Source organism: Achromobacter sp. ISS7, from assembly GCF_056523125.1.
Genome location: NZ_JAWRZD010000001.1, coordinates 2,454,948 through 2,470,104, shown reverse-complemented (window position 1 = coordinate 2,470,104; position 15,157 = coordinate 2,454,948). Strand labels below are relative to the sequence as shown.

The following is a 15,157-nucleotide window of genomic DNA, read 5'->3' as shown; positions in this document are numbered from 1 at the left end:
CGAGATGATGCCTTCCCTGTTCCGTACCAGCGTTCTCCTTGCCGGCCTCCTGATGAGCGCGTCGGCCCTCGCGCAGCAGCCGGCGGTCGGCGCCTGGCGCAAGGTCTCCGATGCCCAGCTCGACAAGCAATTCCATTTCTCCATGCTGCCCGCCGCGGCGCCGGTGGCCAGCAAATGGGCGGTCTATGACGCCAAGGCCGGCAAGGTGGTGTGCTGCCTGATCGTGCAGGGCGAAGCGCTCACCGAGGCCGAGCTGGAAAGCCGCTACGACATTCCCGGTCCGTGGATCACCGACCTGACCAACGGCTGGAACCTCGATGCCGCGCCGTACCGGCCGCGCGTGCAGCTGCTGCGCGCCGAGGGGGCGTTGGGCGCATATGAATTCGAGGAGATGGCGGATGCGCTGGGCGGCCTGCTGATCCCCACTGATGCGCGCGCGGTCGCGGCGCATGCGCTGGAGATCGGCGGCCAGCGCTACAACGTGGCGCGCAAGAATGCCTCGCTGGCCGACGACGATGGCGGCGTGACGACGTATACCCTGCGTCCGGCCGCCGGCGGCGGCGAGGCATTGAAGGTGGAAGTGCCATTCGCGACGTATTGAGCGAGCATGACCGATACCCCGCGGATCGAAACAGCCCCCCTGACCGATGACGACATCGCGTTGCTGCGCCGATGCAGCCGCGGCAAGGCGCTATCCGCGGTCTTCGGCGCGTTCGCCTTCCTGCTGCTGGTCTGCGTCTTGCTGACCATCGCGGTCCTGATCGTGTCTGAATGGCGCTCGCTGCGCGGCGGTGACAGCGTGATGGTGCTGTTGACCGGCGCCGGCGCGGGGGCGGCGGCCGTTTTCTTCGGGCGCCGGCTGCTGCGGACGCCGCGCGCCTGGCGCAGCGTCGATCGTGCGCTCAAAGGGCGTGTGCCCAAGCAGATCGTGTCTGGCCATTTGACGGCATTCGGACCGGGCCAGCTGTCGGGCGTCAGTTATGCGTTTGGCGAGCATCGCGTGGATGTGGCGGTGCCGTTCTGGAACGAGGTGACGAGCGATACCCGCAGTGGCGCTCGGCCGGTCAGCGCGGTGGCGTTGACGGATCTGCCGGTGCGGGTGCATGTATTGCCGCTGCTGCCCGACGCGCCGGGCCTGTTGCTGCGGGTGGATTACCCGATGAGCGGGCAGGCCTGGACGTCGGTCGAGGAGATCAGCGACGCCGACCGCGCAAGCGTGCGGCGCGAAGAGCGGGGCGTGCGGAAGTTCTTTTTCCTGGCCGCGCTGGTGCCGCTGGCCGCCAGCCTGTTCTTCGGGCCCCTGCTGTTGTTGGCGGCGGTGCTCGCGCTCCTGGGACTGCTGCTGGGCATGCGAAGTCCGCGCTTGAAACGCGCGCACTACAAGCACGGGGTTCGCGGCGTGGTGGAAGAGGCCGTGACGTATCGCCGCCATACGCCGAATTCACCCACCGTGACGCCGGTCCACCATTATCGCGTGGGGGGCGTGATGTACCAGGTCGAGCACTTCGGCGAGGTCGCGTTGCCGGGGCAGCGCGTCGAGTTCGAGTACGTGGACGCCGGCCTGCTCGGGCGCCGTGAATTGTCCTTCCGCATTGAAGACCAGCCCACCATGACGTTGTGATGCCGCGCCTTGCGGGCGCGGCGAGTCCAGATAAACAAAGGGAGTACTGCGTGTCCGAACCGATCGATGTGTCCGGCGAACCCGCGGGTTCGGTGATTCGCGATGGCCGTTTCCTGTTGAGCTTGACCGGACCGGGCAGCCACGTGCTGGTCACGGAGCCGGGGCGCGGCAACGTGATCATCGGACCGGCCAGCATGGGCAAGAAAGCCGACCTGCGGGCGGGGTCCGACGACACCGTGCATTGGCCGGCGTTCGATCCGTTCGCCACGCCGGCCGGGTCGCCGTGGCCGCGCCACATCGACTATCACGGCAATGACAGCGGCTTTTTGCGCTGGTCCGAGCAGCGTCCGATCGAACAGTTCACCTGGGCGCCGGCCTTTGCCGACGCGCGCCGCGTCGAGGCCGGCGCGGCGCGGATCCAGACCTTGCAGATCCGGCTCGATGCGGTGGCGGGGCATCTGGGCATCGCGGTGCCGGCGGACATGGATCTGGGGCTGTTTGGCGATCTTTCCCGGATCACGGTCACGGGGGCCGTGCCGTCCTTGTTGGCGCTGCATCCCGCATTGGGGCGACGGGCCGGGCAGACGCCCTATGTCCTGCCCGAGCTGGGCGTGCTGCAAGGCGTCACGACGCTGGCCCTGTACGGAGAGCCGTTGGCCCAGCCCATCTCGCTGCGGGGCCTCGAACGCTTTCCCGCGTTGACGCATTTGTCGTTGTGGGGCGGCTTTGCCGATTGGGACGCGCTGGCGCGGCTGCCGCGTCTGCAGAGCCTGGAGATCCGCTTCACGCCCGATCTGGCGGGCCTGCCGCCGCTGGATACGTGGCCGCTGCTGGAGCGGTTCATCGGCTTCAACGTCGATGACGGCGCCGGCAAGCGATTGAAGGCGCAACTGAAGGCGCGCGAGAAGGTGCGGGCGTGGACGGGCTACACCTCGGTCACCAAGTTGCGCAAGCCAGAATGGTGGCAAAGCGAGTACGGACGGCCGTTCTCCGCTTGGAACAGCCGCATGGCGAAGTCGGCGAATGCGGCCTATGACGTTGCCCGCGAGGCGCTGGCGGGCGCCCACGACGGCGCCGCGGTCGAGGCGGCCCTCAAGGCTTTCGCCAGCCATTTCAACGACATGAAGGGCATCGAGACCGCCGAGCGCGAAGACATCGGCGAAGCGGTGTGGCAGTTCAGCCAGATCGGGCGGGTGGTGGAACTGGGGGTGACGGAAGAACAGGCGCAGCGTTGGTTCGATGAGGTGCGGGACTATTGAGGCGGATCGGCGCTTGCCTCAATGGGGCGCCGCCAACCCTTCCAGCCGCGCCGCCGGCAACAGCGAGAACACCGCCTTCATTTCGCGCGCCTCCTCGCCGGGGCTGCGGCCGAAAAACCGCTTGAACTCACGGTTGAACTGCGACGCGCTTTCGTAGCCTACGCGCGCCGAGGCCGCGGCGGCGGTCAGGTTGTCGCGGATCATCAGCAGGCGGGCCTGGTGCAGCCGGATGGACTTGATGTACTGGATGGGCGAGGTGCCGGCGATGGTCTTGAAGTGCGCGTGGAAGGCCGGCGCGCTCAGGCCGGCCTCGCGCGCCAGCGTCGCCACCTCCATGGGCTGGGCATAGTCATCGTGGATGCGCCGCAGCACCCTTGAGATGCGGCCGAAGTTGCCCTGGCTGGCCAGCGCCGCGCGGATCGCGCCGCCTTGTTCGCCGACCAGCACCCGGAAGCACAATTCACGCACGATGCCGGGCCCGAGCACCTGGGCCTCCAGTGGCGAGGCCAGCGCCTGCAGCAGGCGCATGGTGATGTCCTGCAGCGGCGCGTCCAGCGGCGTGGACGCGATGCCCTGCGGCGCGGGCGCGGCCTGCGCGCCGTGGCTGTCCAGCGCGATGACCAGGTCGGCGAGGGTGGTCGGGTCCAGCCGGATCTGTATCGCCAGCAGCGGCTCTTCGGGGCTGGCCTCGGTTTCCGTCGAGAACGGCAGCGGCACCGACAGCACCAGGTAGTGCTGGGCGTCGTAGTGGTAGACCCGGTCCGCCAGGTAGCCGCGCTTGCTGCCCTGGCAGACGATGACGATGCTCGGCTCGTACAGCACCGGCGTGCGTCCCAGAGGGTGGTTGGCGCGCATGAAGCGCACGCCGTCCAGCAGCGACCGGGTGTAGCCCTCGTGGGGCGCGAGCCGGCCCATCAGGGCGGCCATCGGATGCGGCGGGTGGGTCATGGTGCGATCCCCGAGGAAAGAGTCTTGGGCATCATTTTGCCCGCTATCCGGAAAAAATAAAGAGGTGAAAAGAGTAATAGGCAATCATCGGATAGCTGTGTGCCTATCGGGCGACGGCCGGCGCGCCTAGCATTCGATCCTGCAATCCGCCCAACCAAGGAGCACAGGAAAATGCAAGACACTCGTGATATTCAAGACAGCAAGACGTGGTTCATCACCGGCGCGGCGCGCGGCATCGGCCTGTCGCTGGCCCGCCAGCTGCTGGCGCGCGGCGACCGGGTGGCCGCCACCTCGCGCATGCTGGCCAGCCTGCACAAGGCATTGGGCGCGGACCAGCCGCGCCTGCTGGCGCTGGAAGTGGACCTGGTGAGCGAAGCCAGCGTCCAGGCCGCCATCGAACAGACCATCGCGGCCTTCGGCCGGATCGACTACGTGGTCAACAATGCCGGCTACGGCCAGCAGGGCACGTTCGAGGCGCTGGACGACGACGAGGTGCGCCGCAACTTCGACGTCAACGTGTTCGCGCCTTTGCACGTGCTGCGCCATGTGTTGCCGCAGTTGCGCAAGCAGCGCGGCGGCCATGTCTTCAACGTCGCGTCGATCGCCGGGTTCGGCGGCGGCTACGCGGGGTGGGGCTGCTACGTGGCCACCAAGTTCGCGCTGGCCGGCCTGACCGAGACCCTGGCCGCCGAGGGGGCGGAACTGGGCATCAAGGCCACGGTGGTGTATCCGGGCCCGGTGCGCACCGACTTCCTGAACGACAACAGCCTGGTGATCGCCAAGCGCACCATCGCCGATTACACCGCCGCGCAGGCGTCGCTGGACCTGCACCAGAAGGGCATGGCGGGCAAACAGGCCGGCGATCCGGAGAAGCTGGCCGCGCTGATCGTGCAGGTGGCCGACCTGGACGAACCGCCGCTGCATCTGTTCGTGGGCCAGATCGCGACCGAGCTGGCGGCGCAGAAGCTGGAGACGGTGCGCGCGGACTTCGAGGCGTGGCAGTCGCGGGCAGGGGCGGCGACGGACTTCGCCTGATCGGGCGGGTGGTCCGCGGCGCGGGAGCCGCTTGGGCGCGTTGCCGGGTATGCTGCGGATTCCCTTCCAATTCGTGAATGCCTGCCCAGCGTGAGTCCCGCAATGCCGCAAGACCACCGAGGCCGGGAGTGGCGGCGTATCGAGACGTCGCCGCTCAAGCGGCTGCCCCGGCGCGTGTACTTCCGCGCCTACCGCATCGAGGCCGGAACCTGTGTCCAGTCGCACCGCCACACCTGGTGGCAGTTCCTGTTCGCTCGCGACGGCCTGATGCAGGTCCAGGCGGGCGAGATCACCATCACCCTGCCGCCGGAATACGGCATGTGGATCCCGCCGCATTGCGCGCACACGCTCTGGCTGGGCGAGGAGGCGGAGGTGGAAAGCCTGTATATCGAGCCGGCGGCGATCACCATGCCGGATCAGAGCCTGCGCGTGGTGATGGTGAGCGAGTTCGTGCGCGCCTTCATCCACCACGGTTGCACGTCGGTCGCCGAGAAATACGACGAGACCGGGCCGGAAGGTCGCAAGGTCGAGGTGCTGCTGGACCTGATCCAGGCGCTGCCGGCCGCGGCCTTCAACCTGCCATTTCCGACCGAAGAGCGGCTGTTGCGCGTATGCCTGGCGATCCAGGCGGCTCCGGACCAGCCGCATACCCTGGATGATGCGGCGGCGATGGCCCATGTGTCGCCTCGCACCTTTTCGCGGCATTTCCTCAGGGCGACCGGTTTGCCTTTCCATACCTGGCGCCAGCGCATGCGGCTGCTGGGTTCGCTGGAAATGCTGCGCGCCGGCACATCGGTGACCACGGTGGCGCTGACGATCGGCTACGCCACGCCCTCGGCATTCATCCACGCCTTCAAGCAACTTTTCGGCTTGCCGCCCAGCCGTTTTGCGACCTCGAGCCATTGAGTCCGGGAACCGGACGGCGGCACTGAAGCCGGGGTTAAAGGCCGGAACATCAGTAAAAATCCAATTGGCAGCTATTCGACATATTAAGGAATTTTGTCGAAAGCGCTAATCTGCCGCGCTGCCTACGCTGGAGTCCTTCTCGCACGATTTGACGAAAGGAACTCCGATGAAAACGAAACGATGGCTTCCGTGGCTGATGATATTCGGCGCCGGGCTTTGCCTGCGCACGGGCATCTCCTCGATCTCCCCCTTGCTCGATACGATCCAGGCAGCGCTGGGCATCAGCGGCAGCGCCCTGGGCCTGCTGACAGCGGTTCCCGTGGTCTGCATGGGGGTGTTGTCCCCGCTGGGCCACGCGTTCGACCGGCGCCTGGGCATGAAGCGCGCCATGATCGCGGCGCTCGTCATCCTGACGCTCGGCCTGGCGCTGCGCCTGCGCGCCGACGGGTTTGGCCTGCTGCTGGCCACCGCGGCCCTGGTGGGCATTGGCGACGCGATCATCCGGCCGCTGTTGAGCGGCTTCATCAAGGAGACGTTCCACGACCGGACCCATGCGGCCATGGGGCTCTATGCCACCGCGATGGGGGTGGGCTCCGCGGCCGCGGCCTACGCGACGCCCATGTTGTCGTCCGGCGCCATGGGTTGGCAGGGCGGCCTTGCGTTCTGGGCGATTCCCGCGGTGGTCGCCGCGGCGCTCTGGGCCGTGTGGCCCGGCCCGGCGCAGGAGGCGGCGCAGACGGCGCACCGGACCGGGCGCGGGTTGCGCGGGTTGGAGGTGGTGGCGTTGACGCTGTTCTTCGGCCTGCAGGCCGGCATGAACTACACCGCCGTCGCATGGCTGCCGAGCCTGTACCAGGCGGCCGGCTTCACCCAGCATGCCAGCGGCGCGCTGATCGCGCTGTTCCTGATCCTGCAAACGGCGACCAGCCTGTTCTTTCCCGCCATCATGCGCGCCTTGCGCCTGGGGATCGTGGGCGCGATGGGGCTCTTCACGGTCATGGCCATTGCCGGAGCCGTCATGTTGTGGTGGCTGCCACTGACGGCGTGGGGCGCGGCGGTGCTGCTGGGCGTGGCGACGGGCGCCTTGTTTCCCATCGCCTTGCTGCTGCCGCTCGAATTCTCGGCGTCGCGCGCCGAGGCGACCCGCCTGAGCGGCCTGACGCAATCCGGCGGCTATCTGCTGGGCGGCGTCATGCCGTGGATCGCCGGTGTCGCGGCGGATCAGGTTGGCGCCGTTGAGGGAATTGGGGGGGTGAGCCTGCTGATGGCGGTCGCGCTGTTCGCCGTGATTGTGCAGGTGGGGGCGAGTTATCGCCGCCATGTCCGGCAGGCTGGGGGAAAGCGTTAGCGGCGCCGCCCGCGCGTGGCCGGCGCCGTGACCTCCTGCGCGATCTCCAGCAGCGGCATATCCCCGAACGCCGCCATCAACGCCGCCTCCGCCGACGCCAGCGCCGCATTGATCCGCCGGTTCACCGCTGCCTCCACCGGGCAGGCGTCATTGTCCTGGGCCGGCCCCACGGCGAACAAGGTGGCGTGGGCGATGGCTTCGCACACGTCGCGCACCGTCAGCCGCGCCAGGTCGCAAGCCAGCGTCCACCCGCCGCCCGGCCCGCCGGTGGAGGTGACGAAGCCGGCGTCGCGCAGCGCGCCCATCGTGCGGCGCACGACGACGGGATTGGTGTGCAGCATCAGCGCGATGGTCTGCGACGTGGTGGCGCCGCCGCGCAGGTGCATGTGGATCAGGACGTGCAGCAGCCGCGCCAGGCGGGTGTCTCGTTGCATGGATCTGGGGATTTGAAAATGTGCAACTTTTGATGTTACTCTTTTGGCGGACGTTTGTGTCATTCCCTTTATCGAGAGCCCACATGCCTGCTTCCCGCCATCGCCATATCGAGACCAACGGCATCCGCCTGCACATCGCGGAGCAGGGCGAAGGGCCCTTGGTCATCCTCTGCCACGGCTTTCCGGAGACCTCGCATGCCTGGCGGCACCAGCTGGACGCGCTCGGACAGGCGGGGTTTCATGCGGTCGCGCCGGACTTGCGTGGGTACGGCGATAGCGACTGTCCGCCGGACGTCGCGCAGTACTCCGCGCTCGATGTGATCGGCGACCTGGTCGGGTTGGTCGATGCCCTGGGGCAGCGCCAGGCAGTGCTGGTCGGCAACGACTGGGGCGCGTCCATCGCCTGGCAGACGGCGCAATTGCGGCCGGATCGCTTCCGGGCCGTGGCGGCGTTGGGCGTGCCGATGATGGGCCGCGCGCCGATGGCGCCGAGCCGGTTGTTTCCGCAGAACGAGCAGGCATGGTTCTACACGCATTACTTTTCCGCGCCGGGGTTGGCCGAAAGGGAGTTCGAGCGGGACGCCGAGGCCGCTTTGCGCAAGATCTATTTCTGCGCGTCGGGCGCCCTGGGGCCGCGCGATGTGACGACGCCCAATCCCTTCGGCATGGTGCCGCGCGATGGGGGGCTGCTGGACGCGCTGACCGATCCGCAGGCGCTTCCCGCGTGGCTGCCGTCCGCCGACCTGGCCGAGTTCGCGCGGGCATTTGGCGTGTCCGGTTTTCGCGGCGGCCTGAACTACTACCGCAACCTGGACCGCAATTGGGCCGCGCAGGCGGCCTTCGAGGGGTTGCGGGTCGAGGTGCCGGCGCTATACCTGGTCGGCGAGCGCGATACGGGCCTGGCGATTCCTGGCATGCGCCAGATCATCGATGCCATGCCCGCGCTGGCGCCGGACCTGCGCGCCAGCGAGGTGCTGCCGGGTGCGGGCCATTGGCCGCCGCAAGAGGCGCCCCAAGCCGTCAATGCCGCGCTGCTGACGTTCCTGCGAGGCCTGTAGGCCGGGCGCTCAGCGCCGCATGCGCAGCATTGCGCGCATGCCCTGCAGGAAGCCTTCATCGGTCTGGGTCCAACGCGCGTTCGCCAGTTGCGCGCTGTCGGGGCCGGCGGGAAAGCGCAGGCGGTCGCTGTCGTCGGTGGCGGCCGCGTGGATGGCGTGCGCGACCTCGTCGGCCGTCGTGATGGCGGCAGGCTGCGCGAACGACGTCATCAGCTGTTCGGCGTAGCCCTGGTAGGCCGGCGGCAGCAGGCCATCCATCCGAGCCTGGCCGTTGGCGGTGAAACGCGTGCCGGGCCCGTAGCCGGGCTCGACCAGTTTGACGCGCACGCCGAAAGGTTCGAGTTCGAAGAACAGGGCCTCGGTGAATCCCTCGATGGCCCATTTGCTGGCGGCGTAGGGCGCCACCAGCGGCATGCCGGCGAAGCAGACGCTGGAGGTGACGTTGACGATGGCGCCCTGGCCGGCTTCGCGCAGGTGCGGGATCAGGGCGCGGGTCATGGCCATGGTGCCGAAGGTATTGGTCTCGAACAGCTCGCGGGTGATGGCCGGGGGCGTGGCTTCGAATGCCGAGAGCAGGCCGATGCCGGCGTTGTTGACCAGCACGTCGATGCCGCCGAAGGCCTCGATGCCCTGGTCGATGGCGCGGGCGATGCTGGTCTCATCGGTGACGTCGAGGGCCAGGACGCGCAACTGCCCGGATGGGCGAAAAAGCCGCGGGTCGGGCGTGCGCATGGTCGCGATGACGCGCCATCCCTGCCGCAGGAAGTGTTCGACGGCGGCAAGGCCGTAGCCGGAAGACGTGCCGGTGATGAGGACGGTGGGCATGCGAAGCTCCAAAATGAGGGTGAGCGCTATGCTGCGGCATGCTGGCAAGACGGCCAATAGCGTATAGTCTTTGAATCATGCGAGATCGTCTGAATAACGACCCCCTGGCGGCCGTGGTGGCGCTGCTGCGGCCACGTACGGTGCTGTCGAAATTCGTCAGCGGATCGGGCCGCTGGGCGGTGCGCTATCCGAGCCACGGCCACCCGAGCTTCTGCCTGATGACGGCGGGCGAGTGCTGGCTGGCGGTGGCGCAGGTGCCGCCGTTCCTGATGCGGGCGGGGGACTTCGTGCTGCTGCCGGCCACGCCGGCGTTCCGCATGGGCAGCGACCTGGAATCGTTGAAGCGCCCGACGCCCCGCATCGCCAAGGACGGCGAGACCGATGAAGTGCGCCATGGCGTGTCGCGGGACGAGCCGGCGGTGCGCATGCTGGGCGGCTATTTCCTGTTCGATCCGCTCAATGCGCCGTTGCTGGTGGGCATGCTGCCGGCCGTCATGCACATCCAGGCGAGCGACCCGGGCAGCGCCCGGCTGGGCTGGATCGCCCGCGCGATCGGCGAGGAAACGGCCGCACAGCAGCCCGGCGCGGATGCCATCCTGGCGCGCCTGGTCGAGGTGATGCTGATCGAGGCGCTGCGCTGGAAGCCGGCGGCGGACAGGGCGCCGGTGGCGGGCCTGTTGGCGGGGTTGGCCGATGCGCGGCTGGCGCGGGCGTTGCGGCGCATCCATGACGACGTGTCGCGGCGCTGGACCATCGCGGACCTGGGCGCCGAGGCCGGGCTGTCGCGCGCGGCGTTCGCGGCGCGCTTTACCCAGGTGCTGGGCGTGCCGCCGATGGAATATGTGTCGCGCTGGCGCATGACGCTGGCCAGGGATCTGCTATGGCACGACGGGCTGTCCCTGGGCGAGGTGGCGCACGCGATTGGCTACCAGTCCGCCAGCGCGTTCAGCGCCGCGTTCAGCCGGTCCATGGGAATGGCGCCGGGGGCGTTCGCGCGGCGGGCCAGGGCCGGTTGAGCACCGCGGGCATCCGCTACGCTTGCGCGCAGATCTCCGTGCAGAAATCCAGGAACGCCTCCACCGCCGCCGGCGCCAGGCGCCGCGATGGCCGGGTGATGTACAGCGGGTAGGTTTCGCCATTCCACTCCGGAAACAGTTCGACCAGCTTGCCGTCGGCCAGCAGCTCCCGCACGTTCAGCGCCAGCACCTGCGCGACCCCGGCGCCATTCAGGCACGCCTGCACCATCATGTCCACGTCCGTCGTCGTCAGCGCGCCTTGCGTGTCCACGCGCAGCACCTCTCTTGCCCGATGAAACTCCCAGACGAAAGGCCGGCCGCGCCGTGGATCGATGTACTGGATGCAGTCGTGCCCGGCCAGCTTCTCGGGCCGCTTGGGCCGGCCGTGCCGGGCCAGATAGGCGGGTGACGCCACCGTCAGGACGCGCGTCTCCAGCAGCAGGCGCGAGGTCATGGTGGACGGCGGTTGCGGACCGAAGCGCACCGCGACGTCGATGCCCTCGGTGACCAGGTCGCCGATGTCCGGCGCCTGCACCACCGTCAAGGCCAGGCCGGGATGGCGCTGGCGCAGCAGCGGCAGGTTGGGCGCCAGCACGTAGCGGGCGAAGATCGGGTTGAGGCTGACCCGCAGGGTGCCGCGCACGGTCACGGCGGCCCCCGAGACGTAGCTGGCGGCTTCCTCGATGCCTTCCAGGTGCGGCGCGGCGCGCTCGTACAGGTTGGCGCCGTCGCTGGTCAGGTGCAGGGTGCGGGTGGTGCGGTCGAGCAGGCGCACGCCCAGCCGTTGTTCCAGCCGCGAGATCGAGCGGCTGACGCCCGAGGCCGACAGGCCCAGCACTTCGCCCGCGCGGCTGAAGCTGCCCGCTTCGACCACGGCGGCCAGCACGCTCATTCCCGACAGCAGTCGTCCGTCGAAGCTCATGGCGTCTCCATCTTTGATTTTCAGCACAAATGATTTGATCGAATCTACCTTTATCAAAGATGACGCGCAACCTATCGTGGCATCCGTGACGGCGTGATGGGCGGATTTTCCAGGGCAGGTCCTCGAGAACCGCGATCGCGCCGACCGGTTCATTTCAATTTCACGGAGTCATTCCATGACTGCAACTCGCACGCTTTTCCAGGGCGGCACCATTCTGACGCTGGACGCCAAGGTTCCCAATCTCGCCACCGGCGACGTCCTGGTCGAAGGCGACCGCATCGTCGCGGTCGGACCGGCGCTGCCGGCCGATGGCGCGCAGGTCATCGACGCCGCCGGCCATATCGTCATGCCGGGGCTGGTCGACGCCCACCACCACATGTGGCTGGGCGCGATGCGCCGCATGCTGCCCAACGTGGATGACCTGTTCGCGTACATCGACGTGGTGGCGCAGCAGTTGGGCGCGCACTACCGCCCGCTGGACATGTACCTGAGCACCCGGCTGACGGCCGCCGCCTCGCTGGACGCGGGCATCACCACGGTGATCGACGCCTGCCACAGCTCGCGCAGCCCCGAACATACCGATGCGGCGCTCGACGCCTTGGCGGAAACGGGCATCCGCGCGCTGCACATGGTGGGGCCGGCGATGGACAAGGGCGCCTCCAGCGCGCACCTGCCAGGCGATCTGCGGCGCCTGGCGCACAAATGGAACACCGAGGGCAGCCGGGTGCGCGTGGGCCTGTTCGGGCAGCTCAACTTGCCCTGGTGGCAGGCCGCGCGCGAGCTCGACATGCGCATCCTGACCGAGTTCATCGGCGACCTGGCCAAGCTGTCGCCCGAGTTCGCGCAGCCGGGCGTCCTGGGGCCGCACAACATCTTCAATCACTGCACCCGCGTGCCGCGGGAGACGTGGAAGTTGCTGGCGGATGCCGGGGTGAACATCACGATCAACCCGCGCTCGGATGCGCTGTTCGGTTTCGACGACGACACGTTCGCGTACCAGCAAGCGGTGGACCACGGGCTGGCGCCGGCGCTTGGGATCGACCTGGACACGGCGTTCGGCAGCGACATGTTCGGCGAGATGCATGCGCTGTTCGGCCAGCAGCGTTCGGCGATGCGCTACCGGCGCTTCCGTGGCGAGGCCGGGGTGCCGGCGCCGATTTCGGTGGAGGCCGTGCTGCGCGCGGCCACAGTGAACGGGGCGCGCGCGGCCGGGCTGGAGGATCAGGCCGGCACGCTGACGCCGGGCAAGCAGGCCGACATCATCATGGTCCGCACCCAAGGGGTGGCGGTGTTCCCGGTGAGCAATGCGATCGGCACGATCGTGCAGGCGGTGGAACGCGCCGACGTGGACACGGTGATGGTGGCGGGCCAGCTGCGCAAGCGCGCGGGGCGGTTGCTGGGCATCGACCTGGCCAGGCTGAATGCCGAGGTCACGGCTTCGCGTGACTACCTGATCGAGGCCAGCGGCTACCGCAACGCGCTGTTCGGCGCCGCCGCGTGAAGGCGTGGGCGGCCTGGCATGCCAGGCCGCCGTTCTTCCCACATTCATCTCATACAGGAGGCTGCCATGCCAGCTCTTGTCTCGACGCGCGCCTCGCGGGTGGATCCCGCGGCCGCGCTGTTGTCCCGCCCGGCCCCGGGCATCATCGCCGCGTTGTTCTGCGGCTATCTGGCGGTCGGCCTGCCGCTGCCGGTCATTCCCTTGTTCGTGCACGCGCATCTCGGTTTCAGCAACCTGGTCGTGGGGCTGGTGATCGGCATCCAGTTCCTGGCCACGGTATTGACCCGCGGCTACGCGGGCCGGGTGACCGACCAGCAGGGCGGCAGGCGGTCGGCGCTGCAGGGCGCGTGGGTGATGGCTGTGGCCGGCCTGCTGTATCTCGTGGCCGCCATGCCGGGGCTGTCGTCCACCGCCAGTCTGGCCATCATCGTCGTCGGCCGGTTGGCGGCGGGCCTGGGTGAAAGCCAGTTCGTGACAGGCTGCGTGTCGTGGTCGATCGCGTCGGTCGGTCCGCAACGCGCGGGGCTGTCGATGTCGTGGACCGGCATCGCGATGTTCGCGGCGCTGTCGATCGGCGCCCCGGTGGGCATGGCGATGTACCAGGACCATGGACTGGCGGCCGCCATGGCGGCCTGCATTGCCGCGCCGTTGCTGGCCGCGGTGATCGCGCTGGGGTCGGTGGCATACCGGTCGCCCGGGGGCGAGCGGCTGCCGTTTCATCGCGTGGTCGGCCGCATCTGGCGCGAGGGGCTGGGGTTGATGCTGCAAGGCGTCGGCCTGTCGGGCCTGACGGCGTTCGCGTCGCTGTACTTCGCGGCGCGCCATTGGAACAGCGCGGGATGGGTGATGACGGCGTTCGGCGCCGGCTTCATCGCCGTGCGGATGCTGCTGGGCCATCTGCCGGACCGGCTGGGCGGTTATCGGGTGGCGGCATGGTCGCTGGCGGTCGTGGCAATCGGCCAGGCGTTGCTGTGGCTGGCGCCGGGCGTGGGCGTGGCGCTGGCCGGCGCGCTGGTCACGGGCCTGGGCTGCGCGCTGGTGTTCCCGGCGCTGGGCGTCGAGGCGCTCAAGCGCGTGCCGCCCGCCAACCGGGGCAGCGCCATGGGCGCGTTCGTGGCGTTTCTCGATATCGCCTATGGGCTGGCGGGGCCGGCGGCGGGCGTCATCGCCGGCCGCTTCGGCTATGCCGCCGTTTATCTGTTCGGCGCCGCGTGCGCGTTGCTGGGCGCCGCGCTGGCCCTGGCCTCGCGTGCCTCGCATGCTTGAACGTCACGGCCGGCGGCCGTGGGCGGCGCGCCGGTCTTTCTCAGGAGCAAACCATGTCTCGTATTTTCATTTCCGGCTCGTCGGCCGGCCTGGGCCTGATGGCCGCGGAATTACTGCTGCGGCAAGGGCACCGGGTGGTGCTGCATGCCCGCAACGGCGCGCGGGCGGATGACGCCCGGCGCCTGCTGCCGGCGGCGGAGCAGGTCGTCGTCGGCGACCTGGAGACCATCGCCGGCGCTCGCGACGTCGCGGCGCAGGTGAACGCGCTGGGCCGTTTCGACGCGGTGATTCACAACGCGGCGGTGGGGTATCGCGAACGCCATCGCCTGACGGCGGACGGCCTGCCGCATGTGTTCGCGATCAATACGTTGTCCGCCTATCTGCTGACGGCGCTGATCCATCGGCCGCAGCGGCTGGTCTACCTGAGCTCCGGCATGCATCACCACGCGCAGGCCAATCTGGCGGATCTGCTGTGGCGCGAACGGCGCTGGAACGGTTCCGAAGCGTATGCCGAGAGCAAGCTGCACGACGCCATGCTGGCCTTCGCGGTGGCGCGACGTTGGCCGCGGGTACGCGCCAATGCTTTGGAGCCGGGCTGGGTGCCGACCCGGATGGGAGGACCGGGCGCGCCGGATGACCTGGATCAGGCGCACCGCACCCAGGCGTGGCTGGCGGTGGGAGAGGACCGCCGGGCCGATGTGACGGGCGCGTACTTTTTTCACCTGAAACGCATGGCGCCGAATCCGCAGGCGCTGGAGGTGGCGTTGCAGGAGGATTTGCTCGCGCGCTGCGAGGCGCTGTCGGGGGTGGCAATGCCGCCCGGCGAGGTTGGCGGGGGAGACAGTGGCGATGAGTAAACAGCTGTAGACTTTCTGGGGAAAATGAAGTATACAGGTGTTTACTTGGCGTCCAAGGCGGGCGCCACCGCCGTTAAACGAATCCTAAAAAGCGCGCCGCACAATTCGCGGGGCCGCCGCCGGCCTGCCCGCAGGGCGGTGGGCCGGCGGCCGTGCCCAGC

General features: G+C 68.8%; 15 protein-coding genes. 11 read left to right on the top strand and 4 right to left on the bottom strand.

Features of this window, described 5'->3' with window-relative positions; translation table 11 throughout:
• Positions 1 to 52: 52 nt before the first annotated feature.
• Genes AC1HFW_RS11165 through AC1HFW_RS11155 form a run of 3 tightly spaced genes read left to right on the top strand, consistent with a single transcriptional unit; the run spans position 53 to position 2,880 of the window.
• A complete protein-coding gene (locus AC1HFW_RS11165; protein WP_479283301.1) occupies positions 53 to 601 on the top strand; it encodes a hypothetical protein in 549 nt (182 codons plus the stop codon).
• A gap of 6 nt (positions 602 to 607) precedes the next feature.
• Positions 608 to 1,621, top strand: a complete 1,014-nt coding sequence (locus tag AC1HFW_RS11160) for a hypothetical protein (RefSeq protein ID WP_479283299.1) — start codon at positions 608 to 610, stop codon at positions 1,619 to 1,621.
• Entirely contained in the window at positions 1,621 to 2,880 is a 1,260-nt protein-coding gene (locus tag AC1HFW_RS11155) for a hypothetical protein (RefSeq protein WP_479283297.1), read from the top strand. Before AC1HFW_RS11160 ends, AC1HFW_RS11155 begins: the two co-directional genes overlap by 1 nt.
• 18 nt (positions 2,881 to 2,898) lie before the next feature.
• Here the strand turns inward: AC1HFW_RS11155 and AC1HFW_RS11150 are convergent, their stop codons facing one another.
• Positions 2,899 to 3,828 carry an AraC family transcriptional regulator gene (locus AC1HFW_RS11150; RefSeq protein WP_061070893.1) on the bottom strand — a complete coding sequence of 310 codons (930 nt, stop codon included), beginning with the start codon at positions 3,826 to 3,828 and terminating at the stop codon, positions 2,899 to 2,901.
• Between the two features lie 171 nt (positions 3,829 to 3,999).
• Between AC1HFW_RS11150 and AC1HFW_RS11145 the strand changes: the two genes are divergently transcribed.
• The 3 genes from AC1HFW_RS11145 (at position 4,000) to AC1HFW_RS11135 (ending at position 7,117) form a co-directional block, all read left to right on the top strand.
• Positions 4,000 to 4,863: an SDR family oxidoreductase gene (locus tag AC1HFW_RS11145; RefSeq protein ID WP_479283294.1), complete on the top strand. Its 864-nt coding sequence runs from the start codon at positions 4,000 to 4,002 to the stop codon at positions 4,861 to 4,863.
• A gap of 102 nt (positions 4,864 to 4,965) precedes the next feature.
• Entirely contained in the window at positions 4,966 to 5,769 is an 804-nt protein-coding gene (locus AC1HFW_RS11140; protein ID WP_479283291.1) for an AraC family ligand binding domain-containing protein, read from the top strand.
• 166 nt (positions 5,770 to 5,935) lie between these two features.
• On the top strand, positions 5,936 to 7,117 hold the full coding sequence (locus AC1HFW_RS11135; RefSeq protein WP_479283289.1) for an MFS transporter: 1,182 nt from the start codon (positions 5,936 to 5,938) through the stop codon (positions 7,115 to 7,117).
• On the opposite strand, the gene AC1HFW_RS11130 is transcribed toward AC1HFW_RS11135, so the two are convergent.
• The gene (locus tag AC1HFW_RS11130) at positions 7,114 to 7,551 is read right to left on the bottom strand and encodes an RrF2 family transcriptional regulator (RefSeq protein ID WP_116521772.1); all 438 of its coding nucleotides are present in this window, start codon (positions 7,549 to 7,551) and stop codon (positions 7,114 to 7,116) included. The genes AC1HFW_RS11135 and AC1HFW_RS11130 overlap by 4 nt on opposite strands.
• Before the next feature lie 83 nt (positions 7,552 to 7,634).
• Here AC1HFW_RS11130 and AC1HFW_RS11125 point away from each other — a divergent pair, with 83 nt between their 5' ends.
• Positions 7,635 to 8,609, top strand: a complete 975-nt coding sequence (locus tag AC1HFW_RS11125; RefSeq protein WP_479283286.1) for an alpha/beta fold hydrolase — start codon at positions 7,635 to 7,637, stop codon at positions 8,607 to 8,609.
• A 9-nt stretch (positions 8,610 to 8,618) separates the two neighbouring features.
• Here AC1HFW_RS11125 and AC1HFW_RS11120 read toward each other — a convergent pair whose 3' ends face one another.
• A complete protein-coding gene (locus AC1HFW_RS11120; RefSeq protein ID WP_479283284.1) occupies positions 8,619 to 9,434 on the bottom strand; it encodes an SDR family oxidoreductase in 816 nt (271 codons plus the stop codon).
• 77 nt (positions 9,435 to 9,511) lie between these two features.
• On the opposite strand from AC1HFW_RS11120, the gene AC1HFW_RS11115 reads away from it, so the two are divergent.
• Positions 9,512 to 10,450, top strand: a complete 939-nt coding sequence (locus tag AC1HFW_RS11115; RefSeq protein WP_479283282.1) for an AraC family transcriptional regulator — start codon at positions 9,512 to 9,514, stop codon at positions 10,448 to 10,450.
• 16 nt (positions 10,451 to 10,466) lie between these two features.
• Here the strand turns inward: AC1HFW_RS11115 and AC1HFW_RS11110 are convergent, their stop codons facing one another.
• Complete coding sequence (locus AC1HFW_RS11110; protein WP_479283280.1) at positions 10,467 to 11,372, bottom strand: LysR family transcriptional regulator; 906 nt, start codon at positions 11,370 to 11,372, stop codon at positions 10,467 to 10,469.
• Positions 11,373 to 11,547: 175 nt separating this feature from the next.
• Between AC1HFW_RS11110 and AC1HFW_RS11105 the strand changes: the two genes are divergently transcribed.
• From AC1HFW_RS11105 to AC1HFW_RS11095, 3 genes are all read left to right on the top strand, one after another.
• Complete coding sequence (locus AC1HFW_RS11105; protein WP_061070901.1) at positions 11,548 to 12,873, top strand: amidohydrolase family protein; 1,326 nt, start codon at positions 11,548 to 11,550, stop codon at positions 12,871 to 12,873.
• Between the two features lie 66 nt (positions 12,874 to 12,939).
• A complete protein-coding gene (locus AC1HFW_RS11100) occupies positions 12,940 to 14,139 on the top strand; it encodes an arabinose transporter (protein ID WP_479283277.1) in 1,200 nt (399 codons plus the stop codon).
• Between the two features lie 53 nt (positions 14,140 to 14,192).
• The gene (locus AC1HFW_RS11095; RefSeq protein ID WP_479286490.1) at positions 14,193 to 14,996 is read left to right on the top strand and encodes an SDR family oxidoreductase; all 804 of its coding nucleotides are present in this window, start codon (positions 14,193 to 14,195) and stop codon (positions 14,994 to 14,996) included.
• Positions 14,997 to 15,157: the final 161 nt, after the last annotated feature.

Coding starts and splice junctions, on each gene's coding strand:
- AC1HFW_RS11100 (WP_479283277.1), top strand. CDS start 12,940: ATGCCAGCTCTTGTCTCGACGCGCGCCTCGCGGGTGGATCCCGCGGCC.
- AC1HFW_RS11155 (WP_479283297.1), top strand. CDS start 1,621: ATGCCGCGCCTTGCGGGCGCGGCGAGTCCAGATAAACAAAGGGAGTAC.
- AC1HFW_RS11135 (WP_479283289.1), top strand. CDS start 5,936: ATGAAAACGAAACGATGGCTTCCGTGGCTGATGATATTCGGCGCCGGG.
- AC1HFW_RS11130 (WP_116521772.1), bottom strand. CDS start 7,551: ATGCAACGAGACACCCGCCTGGCGCGGCTGCTGCACGTCCTGATCCAC.
- AC1HFW_RS11165 (WP_479283301.1), top strand. CDS start 53: ATGAGCGCGTCGGCCCTCGCGCAGCAGCCGGCGGTCGGCGCCTGGCGC.
- AC1HFW_RS11160 (WP_479283299.1), top strand. CDS start 608: ATGACCGATACCCCGCGGATCGAAACAGCCCCCCTGACCGATGACGAC.
- AC1HFW_RS11095 (WP_479286490.1), top strand. CDS start 14,193: ATGTCTCGTATTTTCATTTCCGGCTCGTCGGCCGGCCTGGGCCTGATG.
- AC1HFW_RS11110 (WP_479283280.1), bottom strand. CDS start 11,372: ATGAGCTTCGACGGACGACTGCTGTCGGGAATGAGCGTGCTGGCCGCC.
- AC1HFW_RS11120 (WP_479283284.1), bottom strand. CDS start 9,434: ATGCCCACCGTCCTCATCACCGGCACGTCTTCCGGCTACGGCCTTGCC.
- AC1HFW_RS11125 (WP_479283286.1), top strand. CDS start 7,635: ATGCCTGCTTCCCGCCATCGCCATATCGAGACCAACGGCATCCGCCTG.
- AC1HFW_RS11140 (WP_479283291.1), top strand. CDS start 4,966: ATGCCGCAAGACCACCGAGGCCGGGAGTGGCGGCGTATCGAGACGTCG.
- AC1HFW_RS11105 (WP_061070901.1), top strand. CDS start 11,548: ATGACTGCAACTCGCACGCTTTTCCAGGGCGGCACCATTCTGACGCTG.
- AC1HFW_RS11150 (WP_061070893.1), bottom strand. CDS start 3,828: ATGACCCACCCGCCGCATCCGATGGCCGCCCTGATGGGCCGGCTCGCG.
- AC1HFW_RS11145 (WP_479283294.1), top strand. CDS start 4,000: ATGCAAGACACTCGTGATATTCAAGACAGCAAGACGTGGTTCATCACC.
- AC1HFW_RS11115 (WP_479283282.1), top strand. CDS start 9,512: ATGCGAGATCGTCTGAATAACGACCCCCTGGCGGCCGTGGTGGCGCTG.